General features: G+C 65.5%; 19 protein-coding genes. All 19 read right to left on the reverse strand.

The window, feature by feature from the left end:
* Positions 1 to 20 precede the first annotated feature (20 nt).
* Positions 21 to 284, reverse strand: coding sequence for a hypothetical protein (locus RLT59_RS07455; RefSeq protein WP_311302685.1), 264 nt, complete (start codon positions 282 to 284; stop codon positions 21 to 23).
* On the reverse strand, positions 281 to 538 hold the full coding sequence (locus tag RLT59_RS07460; RefSeq protein ID WP_311302686.1) for a hypothetical protein: 258 nt from the start codon (positions 536 to 538) through the stop codon (positions 281 to 283). The genes RLT59_RS07455 and RLT59_RS07460 overlap by 4 nt, the downstream gene beginning before the upstream one ends.
* Positions 535 to 1,056, reverse strand: a complete 522-nt coding sequence (locus RLT59_RS07465) for a hypothetical protein (protein ID WP_311302687.1) — start codon at positions 1,054 to 1,056, stop codon at positions 535 to 537. Before RLT59_RS07465 ends, RLT59_RS07460 begins: the two co-directional genes overlap by 4 nt.
* Positions 1,053 to 1,757: a PD-(D/E)XK nuclease family protein gene (locus RLT59_RS07470; protein ID WP_311302688.1), complete on the reverse strand. Its 705-nt coding sequence runs from the start codon at positions 1,755 to 1,757 to the stop codon at positions 1,053 to 1,055. Before RLT59_RS07470 ends, RLT59_RS07465 begins: the two co-directional genes overlap by 4 nt.
* Before the next feature lie 357 nt (positions 1,758 to 2,114).
* On the reverse strand, positions 2,115 to 2,849 hold the full coding sequence (locus tag RLT59_RS07475) for a hypothetical protein (protein WP_311302689.1): 735 nt from the start codon (positions 2,847 to 2,849) through the stop codon (positions 2,115 to 2,117).
* A 79-nt stretch (positions 2,850 to 2,928) separates the two neighbouring features.
* Positions 2,929 to 3,393 carry a hypothetical protein gene (locus RLT59_RS07480; RefSeq protein WP_311302690.1) on the reverse strand — a complete coding sequence of 155 codons (465 nt, stop codon included), beginning with the start codon at positions 3,391 to 3,393 and terminating at the stop codon, positions 2,929 to 2,931.
* Positions 3,394 to 3,706: 313 nt separating this feature from the next.
* Positions 3,707 to 3,937: a hypothetical protein gene (locus RLT59_RS07485; protein WP_311302691.1), complete on the reverse strand. Its 231-nt coding sequence runs from the start codon at positions 3,935 to 3,937 to the stop codon at positions 3,707 to 3,709.
* Positions 3,934 to 4,608, reverse strand: coding sequence for an HNH endonuclease (locus tag RLT59_RS07490; protein WP_311302692.1), 675 nt, complete (start codon positions 4,606 to 4,608; stop codon positions 3,934 to 3,936). The genes RLT59_RS07485 and RLT59_RS07490 overlap by 4 nt, the downstream gene beginning before the upstream one ends.
* Positions 4,609 to 4,664: 56 nt before the next feature.
* Positions 4,665 to 4,931, reverse strand: coding sequence for a hypothetical protein (locus RLT59_RS07495; protein ID WP_311302693.1), 267 nt, complete (start codon positions 4,929 to 4,931; stop codon positions 4,665 to 4,667).
* Positions 4,932 to 4,942: 11 nt separating this feature from the next.
* Positions 4,943 to 5,536, reverse strand: coding sequence for a deoxynucleotide monophosphate kinase family protein (locus RLT59_RS07500; protein WP_311302694.1), 594 nt, complete (start codon positions 5,534 to 5,536; stop codon positions 4,943 to 4,945).
* A gap of 86 nt (positions 5,537 to 5,622) precedes the next feature.
* A complete protein-coding gene (locus RLT59_RS07505) occupies positions 5,623 to 7,518 on the reverse strand; it encodes a glycerophosphodiester phosphodiesterase (RefSeq protein ID WP_311302695.1) in 1,896 nt (631 codons plus the stop codon).
* 65 nt (positions 7,519 to 7,583) lie between these two features.
* Complete coding sequence (locus tag RLT59_RS07510) at positions 7,584 to 7,913, reverse strand: hypothetical protein (protein ID WP_311302696.1); 330 nt, start codon at positions 7,911 to 7,913, stop codon at positions 7,584 to 7,586.
* A 4-nt stretch (positions 7,914 to 7,917) separates the two neighbouring features.
* Positions 7,918 to 9,102, reverse strand: a complete 1,185-nt coding sequence (locus RLT59_RS07515; protein ID WP_311302697.1) for a peptidoglycan-binding protein — start codon at positions 9,100 to 9,102, stop codon at positions 7,918 to 7,920.
* A 78-nt stretch (positions 9,103 to 9,180) separates the two neighbouring features.
* Entirely contained in the window at positions 9,181 to 9,789 is a 609-nt protein-coding gene (locus tag RLT59_RS07520; protein WP_311302698.1) for a hypothetical protein, read from the reverse strand.
* Between the two features lie 20 nt (positions 9,790 to 9,809).
* Positions 9,810 to 10,067 carry a hypothetical protein gene (locus tag RLT59_RS07525; protein WP_311302699.1) on the reverse strand — a complete coding sequence of 86 codons (258 nt, stop codon included), beginning with the start codon at positions 10,065 to 10,067 and terminating at the stop codon, positions 9,810 to 9,812.
* Positions 10,064 to 11,173, reverse strand: a complete 1,110-nt coding sequence (locus tag RLT59_RS07530; protein ID WP_311302700.1) for a DUF5047 domain-containing protein — start codon at positions 11,171 to 11,173, stop codon at positions 10,064 to 10,066. The genes RLT59_RS07525 and RLT59_RS07530 overlap by 4 nt, the downstream gene beginning before the upstream one ends.
* Positions 11,174 to 11,175: 2 nt before the next feature.
* Complete coding sequence (locus RLT59_RS07535) at positions 11,176 to 13,413, reverse strand: hypothetical protein (protein WP_311302701.1); 2,238 nt, start codon at positions 13,411 to 13,413, stop codon at positions 11,176 to 11,178.
* A complete protein-coding gene (locus RLT59_RS07540) occupies positions 13,410 to 13,568 on the reverse strand; it encodes a hypothetical protein (RefSeq protein ID WP_311302702.1) in 159 nt (52 codons plus the stop codon). Before RLT59_RS07540 ends, RLT59_RS07535 begins: the two co-directional genes overlap by 4 nt.
* Positions 13,568 to 18,757, reverse strand: a complete 5,190-nt coding sequence (locus RLT59_RS07545; RefSeq protein WP_311302703.1) for a peptidoglycan DD-metalloendopeptidase family protein — start codon at positions 18,755 to 18,757, stop codon at positions 13,568 to 13,570. The genes RLT59_RS07540 and RLT59_RS07545 overlap by 1 nt, the downstream gene beginning before the upstream one ends.
* Between the last annotated feature and the right edge of the window lie 297 nt (positions 18,758 to 19,054).

The following is a 19,054-nucleotide window of genomic DNA, read 5'->3' on the forward strand; positions in this document are numbered from 1 at the left end:
GCCCCCGTGTGTGCCTCGCGTTACTTGCGGAACTTCTTCGCCACGGCCGACAGGGCGTCCGCCCCGAGGACGAGGAGGATCGTCGTCCCGTATCCGATGGCGGGGATGGCCGGCGCGAAGCCGTGCACAGCGCCGATGGCGAGCATGAGCAGGAAGGCGATCAGAGGCAGGGCGAGCAGGTTCGTTGCGAGGCTGCGGGCCCGCTGCTGGAACGCCTCCTTCTGCTCCTGCTCCTTCACATGTGCTCGGTACTGCGCGGCCGTGGTCGGGTGGTTGTCGGTCATGCGCTCTCCCCCATCAGGAACCGGGCGAAGGCGTCCATCGCCTGCACCTTGTCGGACAGCCTCACGCCGTCCTGGTAGCCGCGAGAGTTCGTCGACATGGCTTCGACGTGTTCCCGGGCAGCCTTCAGAGCGTCGACGCGGGACATTTCGGCGGGTGCCACCGGGCCGCGCATGACCAGGAGTTCGCGGAGGTTCTGGACGGCTTCTTTCAGCGACTCCACGTCACTGGCGACGTCGTCAAGCATGTCGGTCATGCGCTCTCCCCCTTGAGTCGCGCGATCTCCCGCGCCTGGCTGACGATGGCGGCCCGGAGTTCGTCACGCTCGCGCTCCAACTGCCGGACGTAGTCCCCCATCTCTGCGGCTGCTTCGTCCGAAGCCTCCTCCCGCGCAATGGCGGCGTTGGCGCGCTCACCCTCCGCACGCAGGAGGTCGGTCAGCTTCACCTTCTCCGCGGCCAGCTCGTTACGCTCGTCGTCCACCGCATACGCAGAGGTCACCACTCGCTGCATGTGGTCAGCGTCCCAGCGGTGCCCCGGGCCGGCGTCGATGTCGGTACCGAGGATCAGGGCGACATCGGCGACGACTTGACGGGCTTCGCCTCCGCGGTCGTTCTCTGCGTAGAGCGCCTCGCGGTGCGCCTCGTCAGCGGCGTCCAGCATGTCCACCACGCCCCCCTTCGGGAAGGAGAACATCGTGTGGGCTTGCCGAACCAGCTCCGGTGTGAAGCCGCCCGACGTCCGCCAGCTCAGCGGCCCTGCTCCTCGACTCATGCCGCCCGCCTCGCCGTGCCGGTCTGCTTCTCCCCGCCGGACGCGATCGGCTTGCCGACGACGCCCTTCTTGCCCTCGCGATCCCACTCGAAGATCGCTCTCAGCGCCTTGAACGTCTCGTGGACCTCCGGGCCGCACTCGATCGGATGGAACGCCCAGCCCTCGGGGCGCACGTGGAGAACCGCCCCGCCGTCGATCTCCGGCATCGGGATGGATTCCCCGGTGTCCGCCAGGATGATGCGGGTGGCGTAGCGGTAGGCGCTCAGCTGGAGAGCCACCGACTCATAGACGGCCTTCGAGGTCTTCCAGTCGATGAGTACTGTCTCACCGTCGATTTTCGCGATGGCGTCGAACGAGCCGGCGACGTGGATGTTGTCGTCCCAGACGGTCTCCTCCAGGTGGAGGAACTCTGGCTGGATCTGCTGAAGGAACTCGTCGAAGTGCTGGACATGCCGCTTGATGTCGGCGTGGACGTGGCGCGGATTGATGATCTCGCCCCGCGCCTGCCTCTCGAAGGCGTCGTGAGCGGCCGACCCGATGTCCGAGGCGTTTCCGCTGGAGCGTCGGTGAGCGCCCTTCAGATAGTCGGTCGCGCCCTTCGGGTCCCGCTCGATCAGCTTGCTGACGATGTCCCAGTTGTCGACGGCCGCTGTAGCCGCCTCCTTCGCCGCCCAGAAGACCAGGAAAGGCTTGGGCTCCATGCCCACCACGCTAGTGACTCCCGGAACCTTCTTGTGAGCGTCTGCGGGGTCGATGTAAAACCGGCTGCCGCCCCTCTTGATCGTGCTGACTCCGGCCATGTGGCCTCCACCCTCGTCGTGTGCGTTCGTGCCTACGACTTAGTTATGGGGCGATGGAGCCGAGATGTGACGCGGGACTTTCAAGATCTTTCCGCCCCCTCCCCCGGAGAACAGACCGAGGACAAAAAGACAAACCTGACCCCTATTTCACTTCTCTCTAACGCGCGTTAAGGAGAAAGGAAAATAGGGGTCAGGTTTGTCGTTCTGGCCAAACTCTGACCGGGGCGGAGGAGGACGCGGGTTGACGTTAGGCGACGATCAGGCCCCTGAGCTGGGCTTCTTTGTGAGCTTGCGCAGGGAGGCGAGTTTCCGCTCCATGGCGACCAGCTCCTTGTCCAGCGCCGCCCGTTGCCCGTCCGTCATGTCACGCTTGATGACGTTCCGGTCGAACTTGTCCAGGATGTTCTTCGCTACCTGCGCGAGGCGGAGGTGATCAGCCGTCGCCCTGACGGGCTGGCCAGCCTCCTCCGGGGCGTCCCCCTTCTTCGCCGCCCGCTTCGGCGTGGACTTGTCGACAGCGGACATGGTTTTCGACGCCTTGACGATGATGGAGTCCACAGCGCGGGCGTCCTGCAGCCGCTCCAGTGCGCTCGTGGGCTGGAGATTGTGCTTCTCCAGCTCCCGCGGCGTCATGTAGCGGCGCAGTGCCGTACTGATGTGCCACCTGACGGCGCCTTGAACACGGGCGGCACTGTCCGGCGGAATACCCGCGTCGCGGTACATGGCTGCTACGACCTGTCGGTACCCGTTGCTGGAGCCCCGCATGTCGTCGTGCCTGACCCTGATCGCCACGATCACCGTGGCCAGATTCCTGAGCAGGGTGGTTGCCGTACCCTCCACCCTGGCGTACTCCTTGGCGTAGGCGGCGCCGCGAGCTTGGAGTAGTTCCTCCGACTCCCCCGCGATGTCGTCCATCTGGAGGGTGGGGAGGTCGTCAATGCTGACGTCGACCCCCCGTCGCTCAGGGCGGTCCAGCTCACTGGAACTCATCATGACCTCTCGAATCAACCGTGGGGGCGCCGTCACCGTAGCGCGAGGCACTGATATTAGCCAGACCTTACCCGCCGAATGATCACGCCTCCGTGAACGGCTTCTCGCAGACGCCGCAGAGGACCGGACCGAGAGCAGCCACCGTCGGGGAGATCTGGATCCGACGAGGCTTCGGCGCGCACTGGCACTGAAGGTAGAGACGGTTCGCCGGCCGACGTCGTGACGGCGCTTCCGGGATGACGAGGTGAGGAAGGACTAGCGGAATGGCCGTTGCCAGTACCCGCAGGTCGTCGGCGTAGCGCTCCAGGGTGTCCTTCGTGGGGGAAACGTTCCCTTTCCCGCGGGTCCGCGCCTGGCCCATCGGCGGAGCTAGCCCCACCTCCCCCGCAGCAGCGATGTAGTGCGCATTGTGGTAGGCCCCGTGTGTGGAGGTGTCCTGTACGCCACGGATCCAGCACAGCACGTGGGCGGCCTCGTGGAGGAGGTGCTCCAGCACTGCGGCTGCCCCAGCATTCAGAGTCTCAGCACTGACGACAAGACCCGTCACTGTCTCGTCCTCCCATGCCCAGCGCTCTTGATCGTGGTTCGGAGATGGGGACAGAGGCGTTAGAGCTATCCGGGCGTTGGGCAGACCCGGTGCGCTCGTACGGATGTGCGCCCACGTTGCGTCGAGTGCCTGGAGAAGAGGCCCGGGAGGAGAAGAGGTTGGCATGCGGAGATCGTAGCCAAAGTCTGTTGCGCAACACAATGTTGGGTGTACGGGTCCGCGAGTCGACTCGCGGAGGCCCGGAACGCAAAAAGGCCCCGCACCCACCGGTTACGGCGAGTACGGGGCCTGGGCGTGCAGGGGAAAGCTTTACCTACAGGTGGCGGTCCACGTGATCTTGGTCGTAGTCCTCGTCCCCGTTCACCATCATGATGGCGCGGCCTGTGTTGAGGTTTGATTCAGTCTGCGAGGCGGCGCAGCTCCCGCAGTACGTACCGGCGTACAGCTCGTTGTACTCGTCGGCCGCACCTCCGGACTCTGCCCGGTACTCCCTCTGCGCGTCCGAGACGTCGAAGTCCTCGGCGCATTCCACGCATGTCGTCATGGCTGCACCCTATCGCCGTCGAAGAAGGCCAGGCATGCGTCAAGGTCGATCCCCCGGGCGGCCAGGTGCTCGGTGAGCACGCCCCACTCCTCCTTCGTCCCCTTGCTCAGGTTGCAGTCCCGGCAGGAGGGGACGATGTTGTGGAGCGCGTGGGGGCCGCCGTTGTCGAGAGCTTCGAAGTGCTCGATGTTGAGCGTGTCCAACGGGCCGGCGCAGTAGAAGCACTGGTACAGGTCGTGCTCTTCCCAGTCGTCGTACATGTCGCGGGCGGTGAAGGTCTCGATGGTTGCGGCGGCTTTGAGTGCACGGCGTTTGTGGCAGTACATCCGCACTCGGTCGGGGTTGGCCTGGCGCCACACGCGCATACGGTCAGGGTCGGCCTGGCGGTAGTTTGCTTGGTATTTGCGGATCTTTGTGGCGTTTACACTTTGATACTGCGCCACACGCGCTAGTACGGCTTCACGTGTTCGGGCATACCGAGCCTGATCGAATGCCGACTTGCACACCACACATACCGCCGAGCGTTGATCAGAGCTTTTGCCGTCGCTGCGGAACTGCGCTGTTGCCTTCACCACGAAGCACTTCCCGCAAGCCTTCGCCGCCACCCCCTGCTCCCGCATCGCCTTGTTGAACCGCCTCCGGGCATTCTTGTCCGCCAGCGGACTCGTCATAGTCTCCATACGCCAAAAGCCCCCGGCTCCGAAGAGACCGGGGGCTGATGGTGCGCTTACTTCTCGTCGTCGTCCGCCGGGGCGACCTTTTTGCGGGTCGACTCGCCTACCACGATTGGTAGGAGGACGGCGCCGACGAAACCAACTCGGTCCGCCACGCTCGCCGTGATCGACGGGGTGAGGAACGCCAGGGCCAGGACCGCCGACGTCAGGGCCGCCCGGAGGCGGACAGGCTCCTGGGAGGCGAAGACCTGGAGGGCGACGTAGAGGCGGAGGGGGAGGTCTCTGACGGCCTCTACGAGTTTGCTGAGCAAGGGCTTCATGCAGCGTCCTTTCAGGAGTGGGATCGTGCGTACTGGCGGCGGGACTCGTCGGTGTAGATGTGGGCTACCGCCACCTGGAGCTTCGCGAGGAACAGCTCCCGCGTGCCGTCGTTCGTGATCGCGTAGTCCGCATCAGCGGCTGTGAGCGCGCCCTCGGACTCGTGCTGGAGCTGGGGGACGTCGGGCCGCTCGATGTAGAGGAGGTGGAAGCCCGCGGCTTTCAGGGACGCCGCCTCGTTGGGGTAGCGCACGTCCGTGATGACCGCCGGTACGCCGGCCTCGTTGGCGTCGCGCACCTTCGCCAGCGCCGTGCGGAGCCAGAACTCCGGGTCGATGGCGCGGATGGAGGCGCCCAGCTCCTGGAGGATGCGGCGTACTTCGGGGTACCCGTCCTTTGCACGCTCCCACCCAGCGTCACGAACGACGTTGGACAGGCGGAGCATCGGGCCGGATCCGTACTGCGTGACGAACGGGTCCAGCTTCAGCGCCGCATCCCGGAGTGGGTCCGCGAAGGACACTCGTCGGTACCCGCGGTTGTCGACGAGCCATTGTCCAGCAGTGTCCTTGCCGACGCGCATCCTGCCCGTAATCCCTATGTTCGCCATGACGTCCTCTCCCCTACTCGGCCCTGCCTACATACGAGTTATGGGGCGATGGGGGGAGGATGTGACGCAAGGCGCTCATGATCTTTCTACGGAGCGGTAACCGACACCGCCCGCCAATGCGGCTTGTTTGCCGTCGACGTCACGGAGCCCGTCGACAGGTGGAAGTACCCGCCCCGGTACGATGTGTTGGCGACGTTGATCGAGACTGGCGTCACGAGGTCCGTTCGTGTCAGCGTGATGTCCGTCGCCGTGACGGCGATCGTGAAGGACATCCATCCGCCGGCCGTGGGCGCCGTGGTGGATACCGTGGAGCCGATCTGTGTACCGGCAGTAACCCCCGCAGCGTGTGTATACAACTGCATGTCGCCGTTGCCGCGTATGGCCATGTGATAGCCGCCGGACGCGTTCGCCTGCGAGAACCTGTAGATGTCGTCAGAGGCCTTGCCGAACGCGATGCCTGCATGCTCTGTCGATCCGGGCACGCCCTCGTACATCATGTCGAACTTGATCGTGTACGCGGCTGGCGGCGTCGGGTTGCTCAACGAGCCGAGCAGGACGGAGCGCTGGGGCAGGGCGTTGATGTACGCCGACCCGCCCGTGTCGTCGAACTTGAGCGCGCTTGCGGCATCGTAGTTGATCGTCCCCAGGTCTCCCGGGGCCTTCACCTGCGTCGCGAAGTCGTCGCTGGTCCGGCTCGGTGCGCTCCGGCGGACGTAGATCAGCTCAGAGCACATCATGCCCTGCACACCCAGCCCCGCCAGGCGGTCACGCTCGGAGCGGCGGTGGACCTCCCACGCGATGACGGGCTTCCCGCGAGCGACGATGGCCGTCACGCGAGCGTCAGCGGTGTTCGTTGGGACGCCCCACATGTCGATCAGGGACTGATCCAGGGCGTTCATCTGCGCGTCGGTGGTGGCCGCATCGACGTACGCCCAGGTCTTGAAGCCGTTCTCCTTCGCCCACGGCCAGGAGGTAGCCGTGTAGTAGTTCTTCCAGACGACGGAGTCTTTCGCCTGGGGGTAGAAGTCCGTCAGGATCTGCTGGACAACCGGGACCGAGGGGTTGCTCTTGGCCTCCAGGAAGATGACGACGCGCCCAAGGAAGCGGTCCAGTACCTCCCGTAGCGTCGGGATGGGAGCGTCAACTCGTCCCTGCCCCAGCATGAGGCGCCCGTTTGTGAGCACCTTGTACCTCAGCGCCGCATAGTTCCAGTCACTGACGCTGCCCGTTGCGTAGGTCGTACGGGAGAGATCCTCGTCGTGGATGCAGACCGGGATGCCGTCGGCCGTGAGCCTGACGGACACCTCGATCGCCCGTGCCCCGGCAGCTACCGAGGCCTCGTACGCTTCGAGCGTGTGCTCAGGGAACTCTCCGCCGCTCCCCCGGTGCGCGATGTAGAAGGGGGACATCGACAGGAGCGTGCTCACAGGCACGATGGCCCGGGGCAGTGCGCCGACGTCGGCGGGCGTCAGAGAGACGGCGCCGGTCTTGCCGTTGACGGAGGAGATCAGTCCTCCGCCGCCCAGCTCCACGCCCGTGGACGGCCAGGCGCCAGCAGCCTTCGGGCCGTAGAGCTTGACGTTGCCCGTGGTCTTGTCGACGAACATGTCTCCGTTGGCGCCGAGCAACGGCGAAGGAACTCCGGTGCCCGTCAGGATCGACGTCCCCGCCGGCCCTGTGGGTCCGGGGACCAGCACGTACTGACCGGTCGACGGATCCGACGGAGCGATGTCCGCTATGGAGACGATGGGGACGGCCGACGGGAGACGGATGGCGTAGGTCCGGGCCGCGATATCGGTGAACTTCTCCGACACCTGGTACGCCCAGTCCGTCGGCTGCATGTCCATCTGGTCGGTGGCGATCAGGAGGACGGAGAACGCTCCCGTCGAGTCCAGCGTCACCGACGCCGAGCCGGCGCTGATTGTGTCCGCTCCCGGTAACGTGACGAGGCTGGGGGCCGCGATGGTCACGGTGCCCTTCAAGGGCGTTCCGTCGGGCCTGAGGTAGCGGCCGGTCAGTGTGACCGTGGCGATTCCTGCGGGCATGCTCATGTACCGCCACCTCCGTTGCGTGGCCGTCCGATCGTGAGGTGCTCCGCGTCGTGGCCGGCCTGCCACTCACGGACGCGCGCAACGCCCTCGCGCACGTTGTCGATGTCGTCGCGCACGTCGTCGATGCGGGCGTTGAATCGGGCCTCCAGGCGGGTGCCCACGGCGTTCAGCGCGTCCAGGGTGGCGGCGCGGGTCTCCGCCCCCTGGGCCTCCACGGTGCCGCGGGTCCTACGGGATGCCTGGAGGAAAGGGGGCAGAGCTGCCACCACAGCAGCGACCACTACGGCCACTGCTGCGATGGCGGCGACGAGAATTTCAGGGCTCACGTCGTCACGCCTTGACCTTGAAGCCGTGCGCGGTGCCGAGCTTCTCCAGAGAGGCCTTGCCGGGGATGCCATCAGCGTCGGAGCCGGAGTAGCCCAGCTTCTGTTGCCACTTCCGGTACGCCGCCACGGTGGTGGAGCCGAAGGAGCCATCTGCCGCGTAGGCCGCCGCGAGAAGCCCCTCCGCCTTGAGCGCCGCTTCGACGATCTTCACGTCAGCCGCGTGACTCGTCCCGCCCTGCTTGAGGCCGGGGTCCTTGCGGGCTGCGGCGATCAGGTTGGAGAGATCGACGGTCGGCGTGACCGCCGGCTTGGCCGGAGCCTTCGCAGGGGCCTTGGGCAGGGTCCCCATGAGCTTCTTGAGGCTTGCCTCACCGGGGACACCATCAGCGCCAGTGCCGCTGTAGCCGCACTTCTTTTGCCACTTCTGGTAGCTCTTGGTGTCCGCGTCCGACCACGTCGGGCCGGGGCCGTCGACGTAGGCGGAGCAGCCGGCAGCGACGAGCGCCTTGCCGACGGCCGTCACGTGAGCGCCTGTCGCCCCGTAGCCGTAGGCCAGACCGTTGATGGTGACCTTCGCGCGGGAAACGCCGGAGGTCGACGTCGACCCGCCACCGGACGGGGTGGAGCTGCCTCCCGGAGCCGCCTTGAGGATGGCGTTCCGGTCGATGTTGCCCGGGTCCCAGTGGTCGTTCCCGGGGATGTGACAGTGGCCGTAGTGCCCGCCCTTCGTCGCCCAGGTCGTCCGGTTGCGCGAGGCGCCAGGGGCGCAGGATCCGGCCGGCCAGGTGTCCGGGACGCCCCACGAGCGGACTGCTCGCATGAGTGCCTTGAAGTTCGGGCCCGGCTTCCAGTAGCCCGTGAACGGAGTCGCAGCGCGGGCCAGGACCTCGATCTGAATGCAGACCTTGCCGGTTCGGTTCGTCCGGGTGCTGCCGTCGTTCTTCAGCGCCCGCGCGCTCTGGTTCAGCGGCCCGTACTGACCGAGGCGGTCAGTCGTGGGGTCGTACAGGAGGTGCGGCTCCGAGGCGACGGTACGCAGGTAGCTGCCCACGCTGTTGAAGCTGGCGTTGCCGGCCCCGCTCTCCGTGGTGTGCCAGACGACGCGACCGGGCGTCGACGGCGAGTCCATCGCGCCTCCGATGCTCCCGTCCCCGAGGCGTTCGGCTTCCTTGATCCAGATTTCACCCATGTGATGATCCCCCTCCAGGGCATAGAAAAGCCCCGACGCTGCGGAGCGATGAGATGTGCGCAAGTCGACTTGCGGAGGTCAGTCGATGCTGAAGTGGATGCCGTCCAGGGACAGCCATTCGCTCTTCGAGTTCAGCGGCATGATGTAGATCATGCTGCCGTCAGGCGCGATGCCGACTCGGCCGGAGAAGTAGCTCTGTCCCCCAGCGTTCACGAAATTCGCCGCCGCCAGGAAGAACCGGTACACCCCGGTGGGGCGCGCTTCCGCCGGCAGGGTCGCAAACTTAGTGTCGGCGTTCACCACGAGGTCGGTGTTGGCGGCTGTTCTCCGGATTGTTCCGCGCAGCTGAACCTGGTTGTTGACGATGCGATAGGCGGGAGATCCGCTCTGCGCGGTGTATCCCGATGCGTAGGAGAGCGGCTTCCAAACGCCAGGGCTGAACGGGCGCCAAACATTGTCGCCGTCCCGCCGGTCCCACCGGTCTTCCGCGATGAGGTAGGTAATCATCCCCGGAACGGGCTTGTAAGCTCCGGTGAGCGTCGCGGAACGCTCGTTGGCGTTGGCGAAACGCATCGTCGTCAGCGGAACGACGCCGTTTACCAGCGCCTGGAGCGCGGTCTCGATGTTGGGCGTGTCGGAGAGAACTGGATACTGGACGGACTGGCCGTAGTTATCGGGCTTCGGCATTCGTGATGCTCCTCAATGTCTTAGGACGCGAGTACGCCGACGACGATCCAATTGCCGTCCGGGTTGTAATCGACTTTCACGACGTCACCCACTGCCGGAGACGTATAGGACTTCAGCCGGCGCACTTTCTCGATTGCTCCGCGGGCAGTGCTGATGTCAACGGTGCCGTCCGTGTACGTGGCCGTCACAGAGGCCAGGCACCAGCCGGAGGACTCCTGGACCACCGTGCGGCTCGCAGCCCGCTGTACGGCGTCTGCGAGCCTCTGACGTCCGCTCACGCGTCCTCCTCCTTGCCTCCGCGCAGCACTAGCGATGCTGAGCCTTCGGCCGTCAGGGGTGTTGTTACGGACTGCACGATGAAAAGCTCCTTTTTGCCGGAGTAGGAGATCCGAATGCAGTCGCCACCCTCCAGGGCTGGGTTGGGGACGGCCTCCACCGATGTCGAGATATTCGGTGCGGTGGCGTCGAACAGAGCGAAATTCGCGGCGGCCTGACAAGCTCCGACGGACACCCATAGGGCGGACGATATGAATTTCGGGACGTGCCCGAACGGCCCGCTCCATCGAGTGGGGCTCGTCGGGTCGGTGTCGTAAACAACGGCACTGACCGGCGCCACGTTCGCAGCTGCGTTCTCTCCGCTCGCCACAACGCCGTTGTAAACGGCGGTGCGTGACATCTGGCGGGACGCCGACATCAGCGTTCCGCCCTCGCCCTCCGCAATGTCCCAGACAACGCGAGACGTCAACACCTGCGGAACGTCAGCGATTACGAAACGGTCCAGGGCATCGACGTAAACCTCCGCCTGCATTGCAAGGGCGACCTGTTGTACTGCATCCCAACGGTCAGTGTTCGCATCCCACGTGACAACGGCGCACGAGGGATTCCGCGCCCCAGCCGTCTTGTTGACGATTGCGGCGTTGGGGAGCGAATGCCGGATCAGATATTCGATCGCGTCGACACAGTTGGAATAGCCGCGGGTTGTGGTAGGCGCCATGAATTTGTCATCGATGACGTAGCATTCCGACGACTGCCCGGTGAGAGTGACCGGGCCCAGGAGGGTGTCCCCCTGTGGCTCGTTGATGCGGAACGTCCCCAGGGGGACCATCTCCGTCGCGCCTCCCGCATAGCGGATGCCGCGGGAGACGATGAGCTTCTGGCCGTAGACCGCGAGAGGGTCTAGCGGTCCCCACGGGAGTCGCCTCGGGTCGCTCACCGTCAGGGAGAGCGAGCGACGCACCTTGCTCCCCCGGTCCACCGTGACCGACCCGTCCGTGATACGGAGGTCGGCCAGGGTGGTGGCTCCGGAGTACATGGCGCGGACGTTCGTGACCATGGAGTGGGAGGTCGTCAGGGTCTGGAGGAACTGTGGTGTGACGTCCTGCATGCCTAGCCTCCGTTCACTCCGGTGTAGACGTCCAGCCACGAGGTTGCGGCGGACATGACTGCGAGCCAATCGGCGTTGGTGTCCGCAACGGTCTGCCAGGTGCGGCCGGCGCTGCCGACGGAGCCGCCGATCGGACGGTCCACCTCGATCAACGGGATAGACCACGTGCGGTCGCGGTACTCCGCGAAGTCGACAATGGGCGCTTCTGTGACGTCCCCGATCTGGACGTAGGCGTCGGGCTCACCGAAGAGCGACGGCCACTGGATCAACAGCGTGTTCCCTGTCTCCAGCAACCACCACATGTCCGCCAGGTCCTGACCGGTCTCGGTGACAAGCGTCATCGTGCCCTCGCGTGATGTGCGCACGTCGGAGATGATGACGGGCCTCGTGCGGCCTCGAATTGCGTTGATGCCCTGGCGGGCCTTCCGCGTCCACTGGGGCTGGCCGCCAGCTGCTACGACGGCTGTTGTCTGCCTCGCCGGCACTCCCGGGTCCTTCAGTACGATGTCGGTGGGCTCGGGTTCGGGGATGCCACTCAGCTCCGTCACCGTCGCGCGGTAGTTGGTCGGCGTGGTCCACACACGCAGGTAGTACGAGATCGGTACGCCTAGCGGGGCCTCGTAATCTTCGGCAACCGCCGTGTCGCCAGTGATCGTCACCTGAGACAGATCGCCGGCCGGTCCGCGGACCGCCGTCATGCTGCCGCTCTCGTCCATCCGCCAGAGACCCCAGTAGGCGTACCCGCCCGCCGTCAGACCCTGCATGGAGATCGACGCGCCGTATCGCTCCGGAATCGGGTCCACGACGACGGCCAGACCGCCAGGCACCAGCGACACGTCGTCGACGTAGATCGTCTCGGTGGTCTCTGGGGAGGTGATCAGGAGGCCAATAGCCAGCCCGGTTGCACCTGACGGAGCTACGGTGCTGGACTGTGGGCTGTACCAGCCTCCGCCAGAGGCGGTGAGTGTCCATCGCAGGTCGACGTACGACAGCAACACATCAGCACTGTCGTACCAGGAGAATCTAAGTGTCGCGTATCGCAGTTCGGTGGAGGGTCCCAGCCGAACGCGCGGCGTCACCTGGTAGGCCTGCCGTGCGGTGATCGGCACGTGAGCGACGGTTTCCACCATGGCGTTGGCCGCCAGGCCGGCCGTCGGCGTCACCTTCAGCGATGCGCCGCCCTCGTAGGCATAGTCCGTCGACCGGTCCACGGTGCAACCGCTGACGGCCGTCCATCCAGAACCGTCGATCTCCATCGATCGGACGTTGTACGAAAGCAGCTCGCCGGCAGCCTTCGGAGTGGCGATCACGGCCATGCGGTCGCACTGCCACGCCTGACCCGCAGCAGTGGCCTGCGGTCGGAGGATGAGTCGAGCGGTGACCGCTCCCGCCGGAGCCACCCCCGCCGTGGTCACCCTTGTCCAGCCGCCCGACGGCAGCGACCAGCGCACTGATGCGGCGGTCATGAAAGTGGCTGTAGCGTCGTACCACCACAGCTCCACCAGGAAGTCACTGGCCGTCGACGTCTGCACCATTGCGGATCCCGCGTACTCAGTGCCTGCCGTTACCGGCAGTTGAGCGACCAGCCGAGATTCCACTTCCCCTGCCGCAACCGACGTCAGCAGCAGGCTGTACCAGCCTTCCCACGCCACCGAGGACGCGCGGCTGACAACCACGTTTGCGTAGGTGTCCCACCCTGTTGCGTCGATCTCCGCGGAGGAGGCAGCGTAGCCGATCAAGTTCCCGGTCACCGTCGCCGGCAGGCCGAAGCTGATCAGGTCCGCCGCCACCACGCTGCCGAGGGTCAGCCCCGTCACCGTGACGGATACGGACGCGTAGTTGGCGGCCGTCGGAGCGTTGGCGAGCAGGATGGGCGGAGGTGTCACCCATGTCGTGGCAGCTGGTAGCGGGATCGCTGGAGCCGTCACGGAGCTGAGCGCGCTTCCCCCGGTCACTGCCGCATACCAGTCGACGCGAACCGTCGCCGTCCGCCCGGAGGCAGTGGCGACGTTCGCGAAGTAGGCGTAGGCGGTGTACTGCGTACCGGGCGTCACAGCCACGCGCGCGGACGTGGTGGCTGTGACGGTTCCGGCAGCGGAGGCGGTCATCCCGAGGGAGTACGCTCCGGTGTAGAAGCGGCTGGACCGCGACAGCGTGGTGTTCGCTCCCGCGGTCCAGCCGCTTGTATCCGTTTCGACGCCGGCTGTGTTCGCCGGCAGGAGGTTGGCGGCTACGCTCATCCCCCGTCGCCCCCTCGTTCACCCGGCGACGGGTGGTTGTCGGGGATGTAGGGGTCCGGCTCCGGGGGCGGCGCCGTATAGACGGGCGACGGTCCGGGGTCCGGATCGGGCTCCGGGAACGGGCCGATCTCTGGCTCCGTCGATGCCTCGCTCATCAGATCCACCTTCCTGTCTCGATGGCCGAAGCCGTGGATGCCTCGTGGGCCGTCACCTCAGTGCGGACGATGTCCGTGATCTCGCGGTCACCGACGAAGACGCGCACGTCGGCGTTGATGGTCGTCGCGCCGCCTCCGCCCTTTTGGCCTGCGGCCTCGCGGAACATCGAGCGCGTGTCGGTGTTGCTGATGACCTGGGCCGGAGAGCTGAAGTACGCCAGTTCCGGGCCGTTCTCACCGACGATCGAGAACTGACCGACGGGCGGGTAACCGCCATTTGCGTAGCCGCCTGGACGTCCGTACGCCTTGCCCAGGTTGCCGTAGGCCGCCTTCGCGTAGCGCATGGAGGAGTAGACGTTCGCCAGGGGATCAACCGAGACTCCGTTGAGGAACGGCCCCTTCCCGCTCATGGAGCCGGCGTAGTGCTGGAACGTCGGCCGGATGACCTGCATAAGCCCCGTCGACGGATAGCCCGCCCTCGCGTTGGAGTCCCAGTTGTTGACCGCGCGAGGGTTGCCGCCGCTCTCTTGGTTCATGCGCTGGAGTGTTACGTCGGCGTACGACGACGGGTTGCCTGTCAGGCGCAGTGCCTGGCTGACCACTCCACGCCAGCGCTGGACGCCGGATCCGCCGCTTCCTGCGCCGTTCGTCAGGTAGCCCATGGGGTCGATGGCCTTGCCCCTGAGCCGCGCCTCCAGGTGGAGGTGAGGCCCCGTGACGTTGCCAGTGGCGCCGACCTTGCCGATTACCTGACCCTGCTTCACAGCTGTACCGACTGACGACAGGATCCGGCTCATGTGCGCGTACAGCGACGAGAGCCCGCCACCGTGGTTGACCATGACGTGATTCCCGTACGGGCCGCCAGACGTCGCCATGGAGACGCGTCCTTCGGCCACCGCCTTGACGGGCACGCCCAGTGCCGCCGGGAAGTCGAGCCCGGTGTGATGCCCGGACGACCACATGGATCCGGAGGCACCGAATTTCGTGCCGTACGGAACGTTGACTGGCTTGTGCCACGTACCGTTTCCGCCTCCGCCACCCCCGAAGAGGTCCAGGAGGGAAAGCGCCTTGTCCTTCAGACCGGTCAACATTTTGACTGGAGCCTTAGCGACTGACTTAGCCCACGGGTTCGTCAGGATGGGCTTCATCTGGCCGACCAGGAAGTCCTTCGCCTTGCTGAAGATCTTCGTCGGATCCAGGTAATCAGTGATGCCCGTGATGGCGTTCCCGACGTCCTTACCGCGATCCTTGAACCAGCCGAGAGTGTTACCGACAACGCCGCCATCCTTGAACGCTGGCATTCCGTCAGAGATGGCACGCTGAACGCCTCCAACGCCGCCTGAGCGGGCTGCTGCGTTCCACGAGTTAATCCGGTCCGCTCCAACTGCGCGCGTCCACTCAGGGCGCATCACAGCCTCACCGCCACCGACCGCAATTACGCGATCGTCACGACCCGGGGAATAGCCGGACATGATGCCGCCGGTTGCAAACCCCTTCAGGTTCATCGGCTTCAACTTGCCCGCACCCGTAATACCAGCGACACCGTTCCACAGTGGGACGATGCCCTTGTTGTACACGTGGTCGATGATGAACTTCACGGGCGTGCTGGCGATCTTCTTCAGCTGGTCCCATTGGGTCTTGATGTTGTCTTTCGCCGTCTTGAAGGCGGAGGCGACGAGTCCAAGACCGTCCGAGATGAGATCAAAGGGGGGCTTCAGCCCCTTGTCCCACAGCCACTTGGCTTTCTCAGCGATCCATCCGAAGACGGGACTGATGATCTTGTTCCACAGCCACTTTGCAGCGGCAGCAAGACCGTCAAGGGCTTCCTTAGAGTGCTTCATGGCGGGCTTGATGGCGTTGTCATAAAGCGACGTGGCCTTGTCGCCTATCCAGCCGAAGACGGGATCGATTGCTTCCGTCCACAGCCAGTTGGCCGCTTCTCCGATGGAGTCGAACGCAGGCTTGATCGCCTTTTCCCACAGCCAGGTTCCAATGTCCCCCAGAGCCTGGAAGGCGAGGTATGCGGGCAGCAGGAGTACCGTCACCAGTGCTGTGAACAGCAACTGAGCTGCCTGTCCGATGAAACCGAAGGCGGGGCTGATCGCGTTTTCCCAGACCCACACAGCTGCGTTGCCGATGGCCTGGAGACCTGTCCAAATGCCGTCAAACACAGGCTGAAGGATCGTCGACCACAGCCAGGTTGCGGCGGTGGCAATTCCGCTGAGTGCGCCGTCAACTGCGTCGTGGAACCAACCCCAGTGCTTGTATGCGTACATCACGCCTGCAACCAGTGCGACCAGCGCGACAATGATGATCGTCACAACGGCGACAATGGGGTTTGCCTCAAACGCGAGGTTGGCTTGCCACATCGCGGCCGTCCACCCGCGCGTCAACAGGACGGCAAGCACCATGCCCGCCCGGTATACGGCCATCGCGACTTCGAAAGCGATAACCATCAACTTGATGGCCTTGACGGCTGCGTACACGAGCCATAGTGTCTGAATCACTCCCGGTGCGTTTACCGCTATCCAGGAAAGTGCGCTCAGCAATGGTCCCATCACGCCGAACATCGACGCCGAGAGCGGGGCCAGAGCCTTCGTCAGATCCAAGGCCGTGCGCATGAGCTGGCCAATGAAATCCGCGAGGCCGGGACTTGTGTCCTTGACGTACTGAAGGAACTTCTCGAACTGCGGGCTACCCTTCAGGCTCGTTCCCCACGTGGCGAACTTGGCCGTAACGCTGTCCGATGTCGCGGCGATCCCGTCCATGTGCGGGAGGAAGGCGTCAATGACCCCCGCAACGCCCTTGATGACGTTGCCAAACGCGATTCCGAAGCCCTCAACGGCCGGCTGAACGCTTTCCTTCAGGTCGGTCTTGAAACCTTCCCAGAATGGCGTCTTCAGCTGCGCCGACGCCTTGTCCATCAGCGTCTGAATTCCCGCTGCTGCACCGATGACGAGAGGCGTCAGACCGGGCAACGACGCTTTAGCGCCGTCAACGCCCTGGGTGAACAGCGGGAGGACCTCCGGCTGTAGCGTCTTCTGCCAGTCGTCGAATGCGACCTTCAGCCCCTTCGAGCCGGCGATGGCGTCGAAGAGATCCCGCTGTGGGGCGCTCAGCTTCGCGAGGGCATCCGCATACTCGTCGCTCTTGGTGATGGCGGCAGTTGTGGTGTCGATGCTGGAGAGCCGCGCGGACTCCACGCCCCGCTCTGCGGAGGCGATGCTTTCCGCGGCCGACACCTGAGCCTCGGCGGCGGACTGCACGGCGTCCGTGACGTTCTGGTGGGCGTCGACGACGCCCTGAGCGGCGCGGGTCTGCGCGCGAGCAGCGTCCGACTGAGCGTCGGCAACTGCCTTCGCCTGGTCGCGGACACTCTTTTGCGCGTCCGCAACGGACTCGATCTGGTCCTTAACACCCTTCTGGGCATCGGCCACACGCTTATGCGCAGCCGTAACGAGATCGGAGCCTTCGACACCGGCCTTCGTCTGCTTCGCTGCGTCTTTTTGCAGGTCGGAGTAGCTCTTCTTCTGCTCCTTCGCCTGCTGCTTCGCGCGGTCAACCGCTAGCTGCGCCGCCTCGACCTGTAGCTGAGTAGCCTTGCCGGCGTCAGCAGCGGCCAGGGTCTCGTTGAGGTCCTGCTGTGCCTGCTGGACGCGAAGAGTTGCCTCCCGCTGGTCCAGTGCGCCGTCAGTGAGCCGATCTTGCAGAGCCTTGAGCTGCTGTGCCGCGTCTCGCCGGGCCTGCGTGAGATCCTGCTCCGCCTGGCGCGCGCTGACGTTAGCGTCCGTGAGGGACTCCTGAGCATCGCGCACCTTCCGGTGTGCGGATACAAGAGCCTCCTGTGCCCGTTCGACCGTTGCCGCGGACTGCCGGCGCTGATCCGCTGCGCGCTCCACGGCGTCACCGACTGCTCGTTCGGCGTCCGTGACCGCACGGTTGGACGAGGCGATGGAGCGGGCGGCGTTGCGGTAGGCGGACGAGAGAGCTGACTGCGCGCTCGTCATCTGAAGCGCGCGCTGGGCCGCCTGGACGCTGGCCTTGGCGCCGTTGTCGGTGGATTTGTTCGCCTCGTCTTCCGCGGCCTTCTTCGCCGTGATGGCGGTAGTCACGCCCTTGATGGCGGGGATGGCGGCCAGGGCGAGCGCACCGACGCCAGCACCTGCGGCCGTCGCCATGGCGGCGATGGAGCCGAGTCCCGCCAGAAGGGCGGGGGCGACCGGCAGTGCAGCCAGTACGGCCACCTGCATGCCAAGGCCCATCAGCGCAGACATCGCCTGCGACGTGTCAACGTTGACGCGCTTCGTCTCGTCGCCCGCCAGCGCGCGTACGGCCGCCAGCTGCGTAAGGGCGGCAGCAGCATCGACGCGCACGTCAATGTCAGTGCGCTGCATGCTCAGAATGCCCAGACGGGTCTGAATCGCCGTGATCTCCGCCAGTGCTGCGCCAGCGTCGATGTCAATTCCGACGCGTGCGTCGGAGAGTGCCGCCAACCGGGCGCGCAGTGCCTGGATCTCAGCACGAGCGGGGCTCGTATCCGCGTCGACGTTGATGTCCGGCAGGGATGCCTGCGCCTCCGCCACGACGGCTCGCAGCTTGGCACCGAAAGCGCCGTCGACCTCCAGTGCGATCGTCTTTCGGCCACCGATGGCAGCAATCTCCGCGCGGATTTCCGCAAGGGCCGCACGTGCTGCCCCGGTGTCGGCTCGGACAGCTACGTTCGGGTGTGCGGCCCCCAGCTCGCGGAGCTTCGCCTCCAGGCGAACGATCTCCGCCTCCGCCGCCTCCGCCGAGACGTCGATTCCGATGCGCTTGTTGGAGAGGCTTTCCAGCTTGGACCGGATGCGTGCGAGTTCGGCGTCAACGCCCTCGTCGCCCAGCTTCACGTCCAGCTTCGGCATCGCCTTGAACGCAGCCTGGAGCTTGCGGCGGATGGAGCGCGCGAACGCCCCACCCGCGTCGTCACCCTGCTGGCCAGCCGCGCGGACGCCCGCCTTGCCACCCTGGTTGATCGCGTTCGGGATGGCGATGACAATGTTCTTGCTGATCGCCTCCCCCATCCGCTTGCCGGCCTCTTCACCGACCTTGTCGGCAACGGGGAGGACGAGCGCCTTCAGCTTGGTATGGAACTGCGGGATGATCGGTACGACGTCGACAGCAGCACCGCCGACGATATCCAGGTCCGCCATTACGCCTCCTGCGTCTGATTTCTCAGCCGCGGATCAAGCGCGCGGCGCTGCTCGTCAGACAGCCCCGAAGAGCGTGTTGACGTTGGGGGAATCCCGGGTCGTGGTGTGGGCTGGAACGGGGGCGGTGTCCCGCCAGCTGCGGCAATAGCGACGCCCCGGGCAAGGACCAGCTGGTCCTTGATGTCCGCGAGGATGAGCATTTCGCTGCTCCATGCCGCTCGGTCCGGGCGGTGCTCGGGGGCCGGAGCCGTGTCGTCAGGCTCGGGTGCGGCGTTGCGGATGGCCGTCTTCGTCGCG

Origin of the sequence: Streptomyces sp. ITFR-6, from assembly GCF_031844725.1 — a bacterium.
Lineage (GTDB): Bacteria > Actinomycetota > Actinomycetes > Streptomycetales > Streptomycetaceae > Streptomyces.

What these genes read in the sequence shown, in the direction of transcription:
- RLT59_RS07455 (WP_311302685.1), bottom strand. Translation starts at nt 284, where the DNA reads ATGACCGACAACCACCCGACCACGGCCGCGCAGTACCGAGCACATGTG.
- RLT59_RS07460 (WP_311302686.1), bottom strand. Translation starts at nt 538, where the DNA reads ATGACCGACATGCTTGACGACGTCGCCAGTGACGTGGAGTCGCTGAAA.
- RLT59_RS07465 (WP_311302687.1), bottom strand. Translation starts at nt 1,056, where the DNA reads ATGAGTCGAGGAGCAGGGCCGCTGAGCTGGCGGACGTCGGGCGGCTTC.
- RLT59_RS07470 (WP_311302688.1), bottom strand. Translation starts at nt 1,757, where the DNA reads ATGGAGCCCAAGCCTTTCCTGGTCTTCTGGGCGGCGAAGGAGGCGGCT.
- RLT59_RS07475 (WP_311302689.1), bottom strand. Translation starts at nt 2,849, where the DNA reads ATGATGAGTTCCAGTGAGCTGGACCGCCCTGAGCGACGGGGGGTCGAC.
- RLT59_RS07485 (WP_311302691.1), bottom strand. Translation starts at nt 3,937, where the DNA reads ATGACGACATGCGTGGAATGCGCCGAGGACTTCGACGTCTCGGACGCG.
- RLT59_RS07490 (WP_311302692.1), bottom strand. Translation starts at nt 4,608, where the DNA reads ATGACGAGTCCGCTGGCGGACAAGAATGCCCGGAGGCGGTTCAACAAG.
- RLT59_RS07495 (WP_311302693.1), bottom strand. Translation starts at nt 4,931, where the DNA reads ATGAAGCCCTTGCTCAGCAAACTCGTAGAGGCCGTCAGAGACCTCCCC.
- RLT59_RS07500 (WP_311302694.1), bottom strand. Translation starts at nt 5,536, where the DNA reads ATGGCGAACATAGGGATTACGGGCAGGATGCGCGTCGGCAAGGACACT.
- RLT59_RS07515 (WP_311302697.1), bottom strand. Translation starts at nt 9,102, where the DNA reads ATGGGTGAAATCTGGATCAAGGAAGCCGAACGCCTCGGGGACGGGAGC.
- RLT59_RS07520 (WP_311302698.1), bottom strand. Translation starts at nt 9,789, where the DNA reads ATGCCGAAGCCCGATAACTACGGCCAGTCCGTCCAGTATCCAGTTCTC.
- RLT59_RS07530 (WP_311302700.1), bottom strand. Translation starts at nt 11,173, where the DNA reads ATGCAGGACGTCACACCACAGTTCCTCCAGACCCTGACGACCTCCCAC.
- RLT59_RS07535 (WP_311302701.1), bottom strand. Translation starts at nt 13,413, where the DNA reads ATGAGCGTAGCCGCCAACCTCCTGCCGGCGAACACAGCCGGCGTCGAA.
- RLT59_RS07540 (WP_311302702.1), bottom strand. Translation starts at nt 13,568, where the DNA reads ATGAGCGAGGCATCGACGGAGCCAGAGATCGGCCCGTTCCCGGAGCCC.
- RLT59_RS07545 (WP_311302703.1), bottom strand. Translation starts at nt 18,757, where the DNA reads ATGGCGGACCTGGATATCGTCGGCGGTGCTGCTGTCGACGTCGTACCG.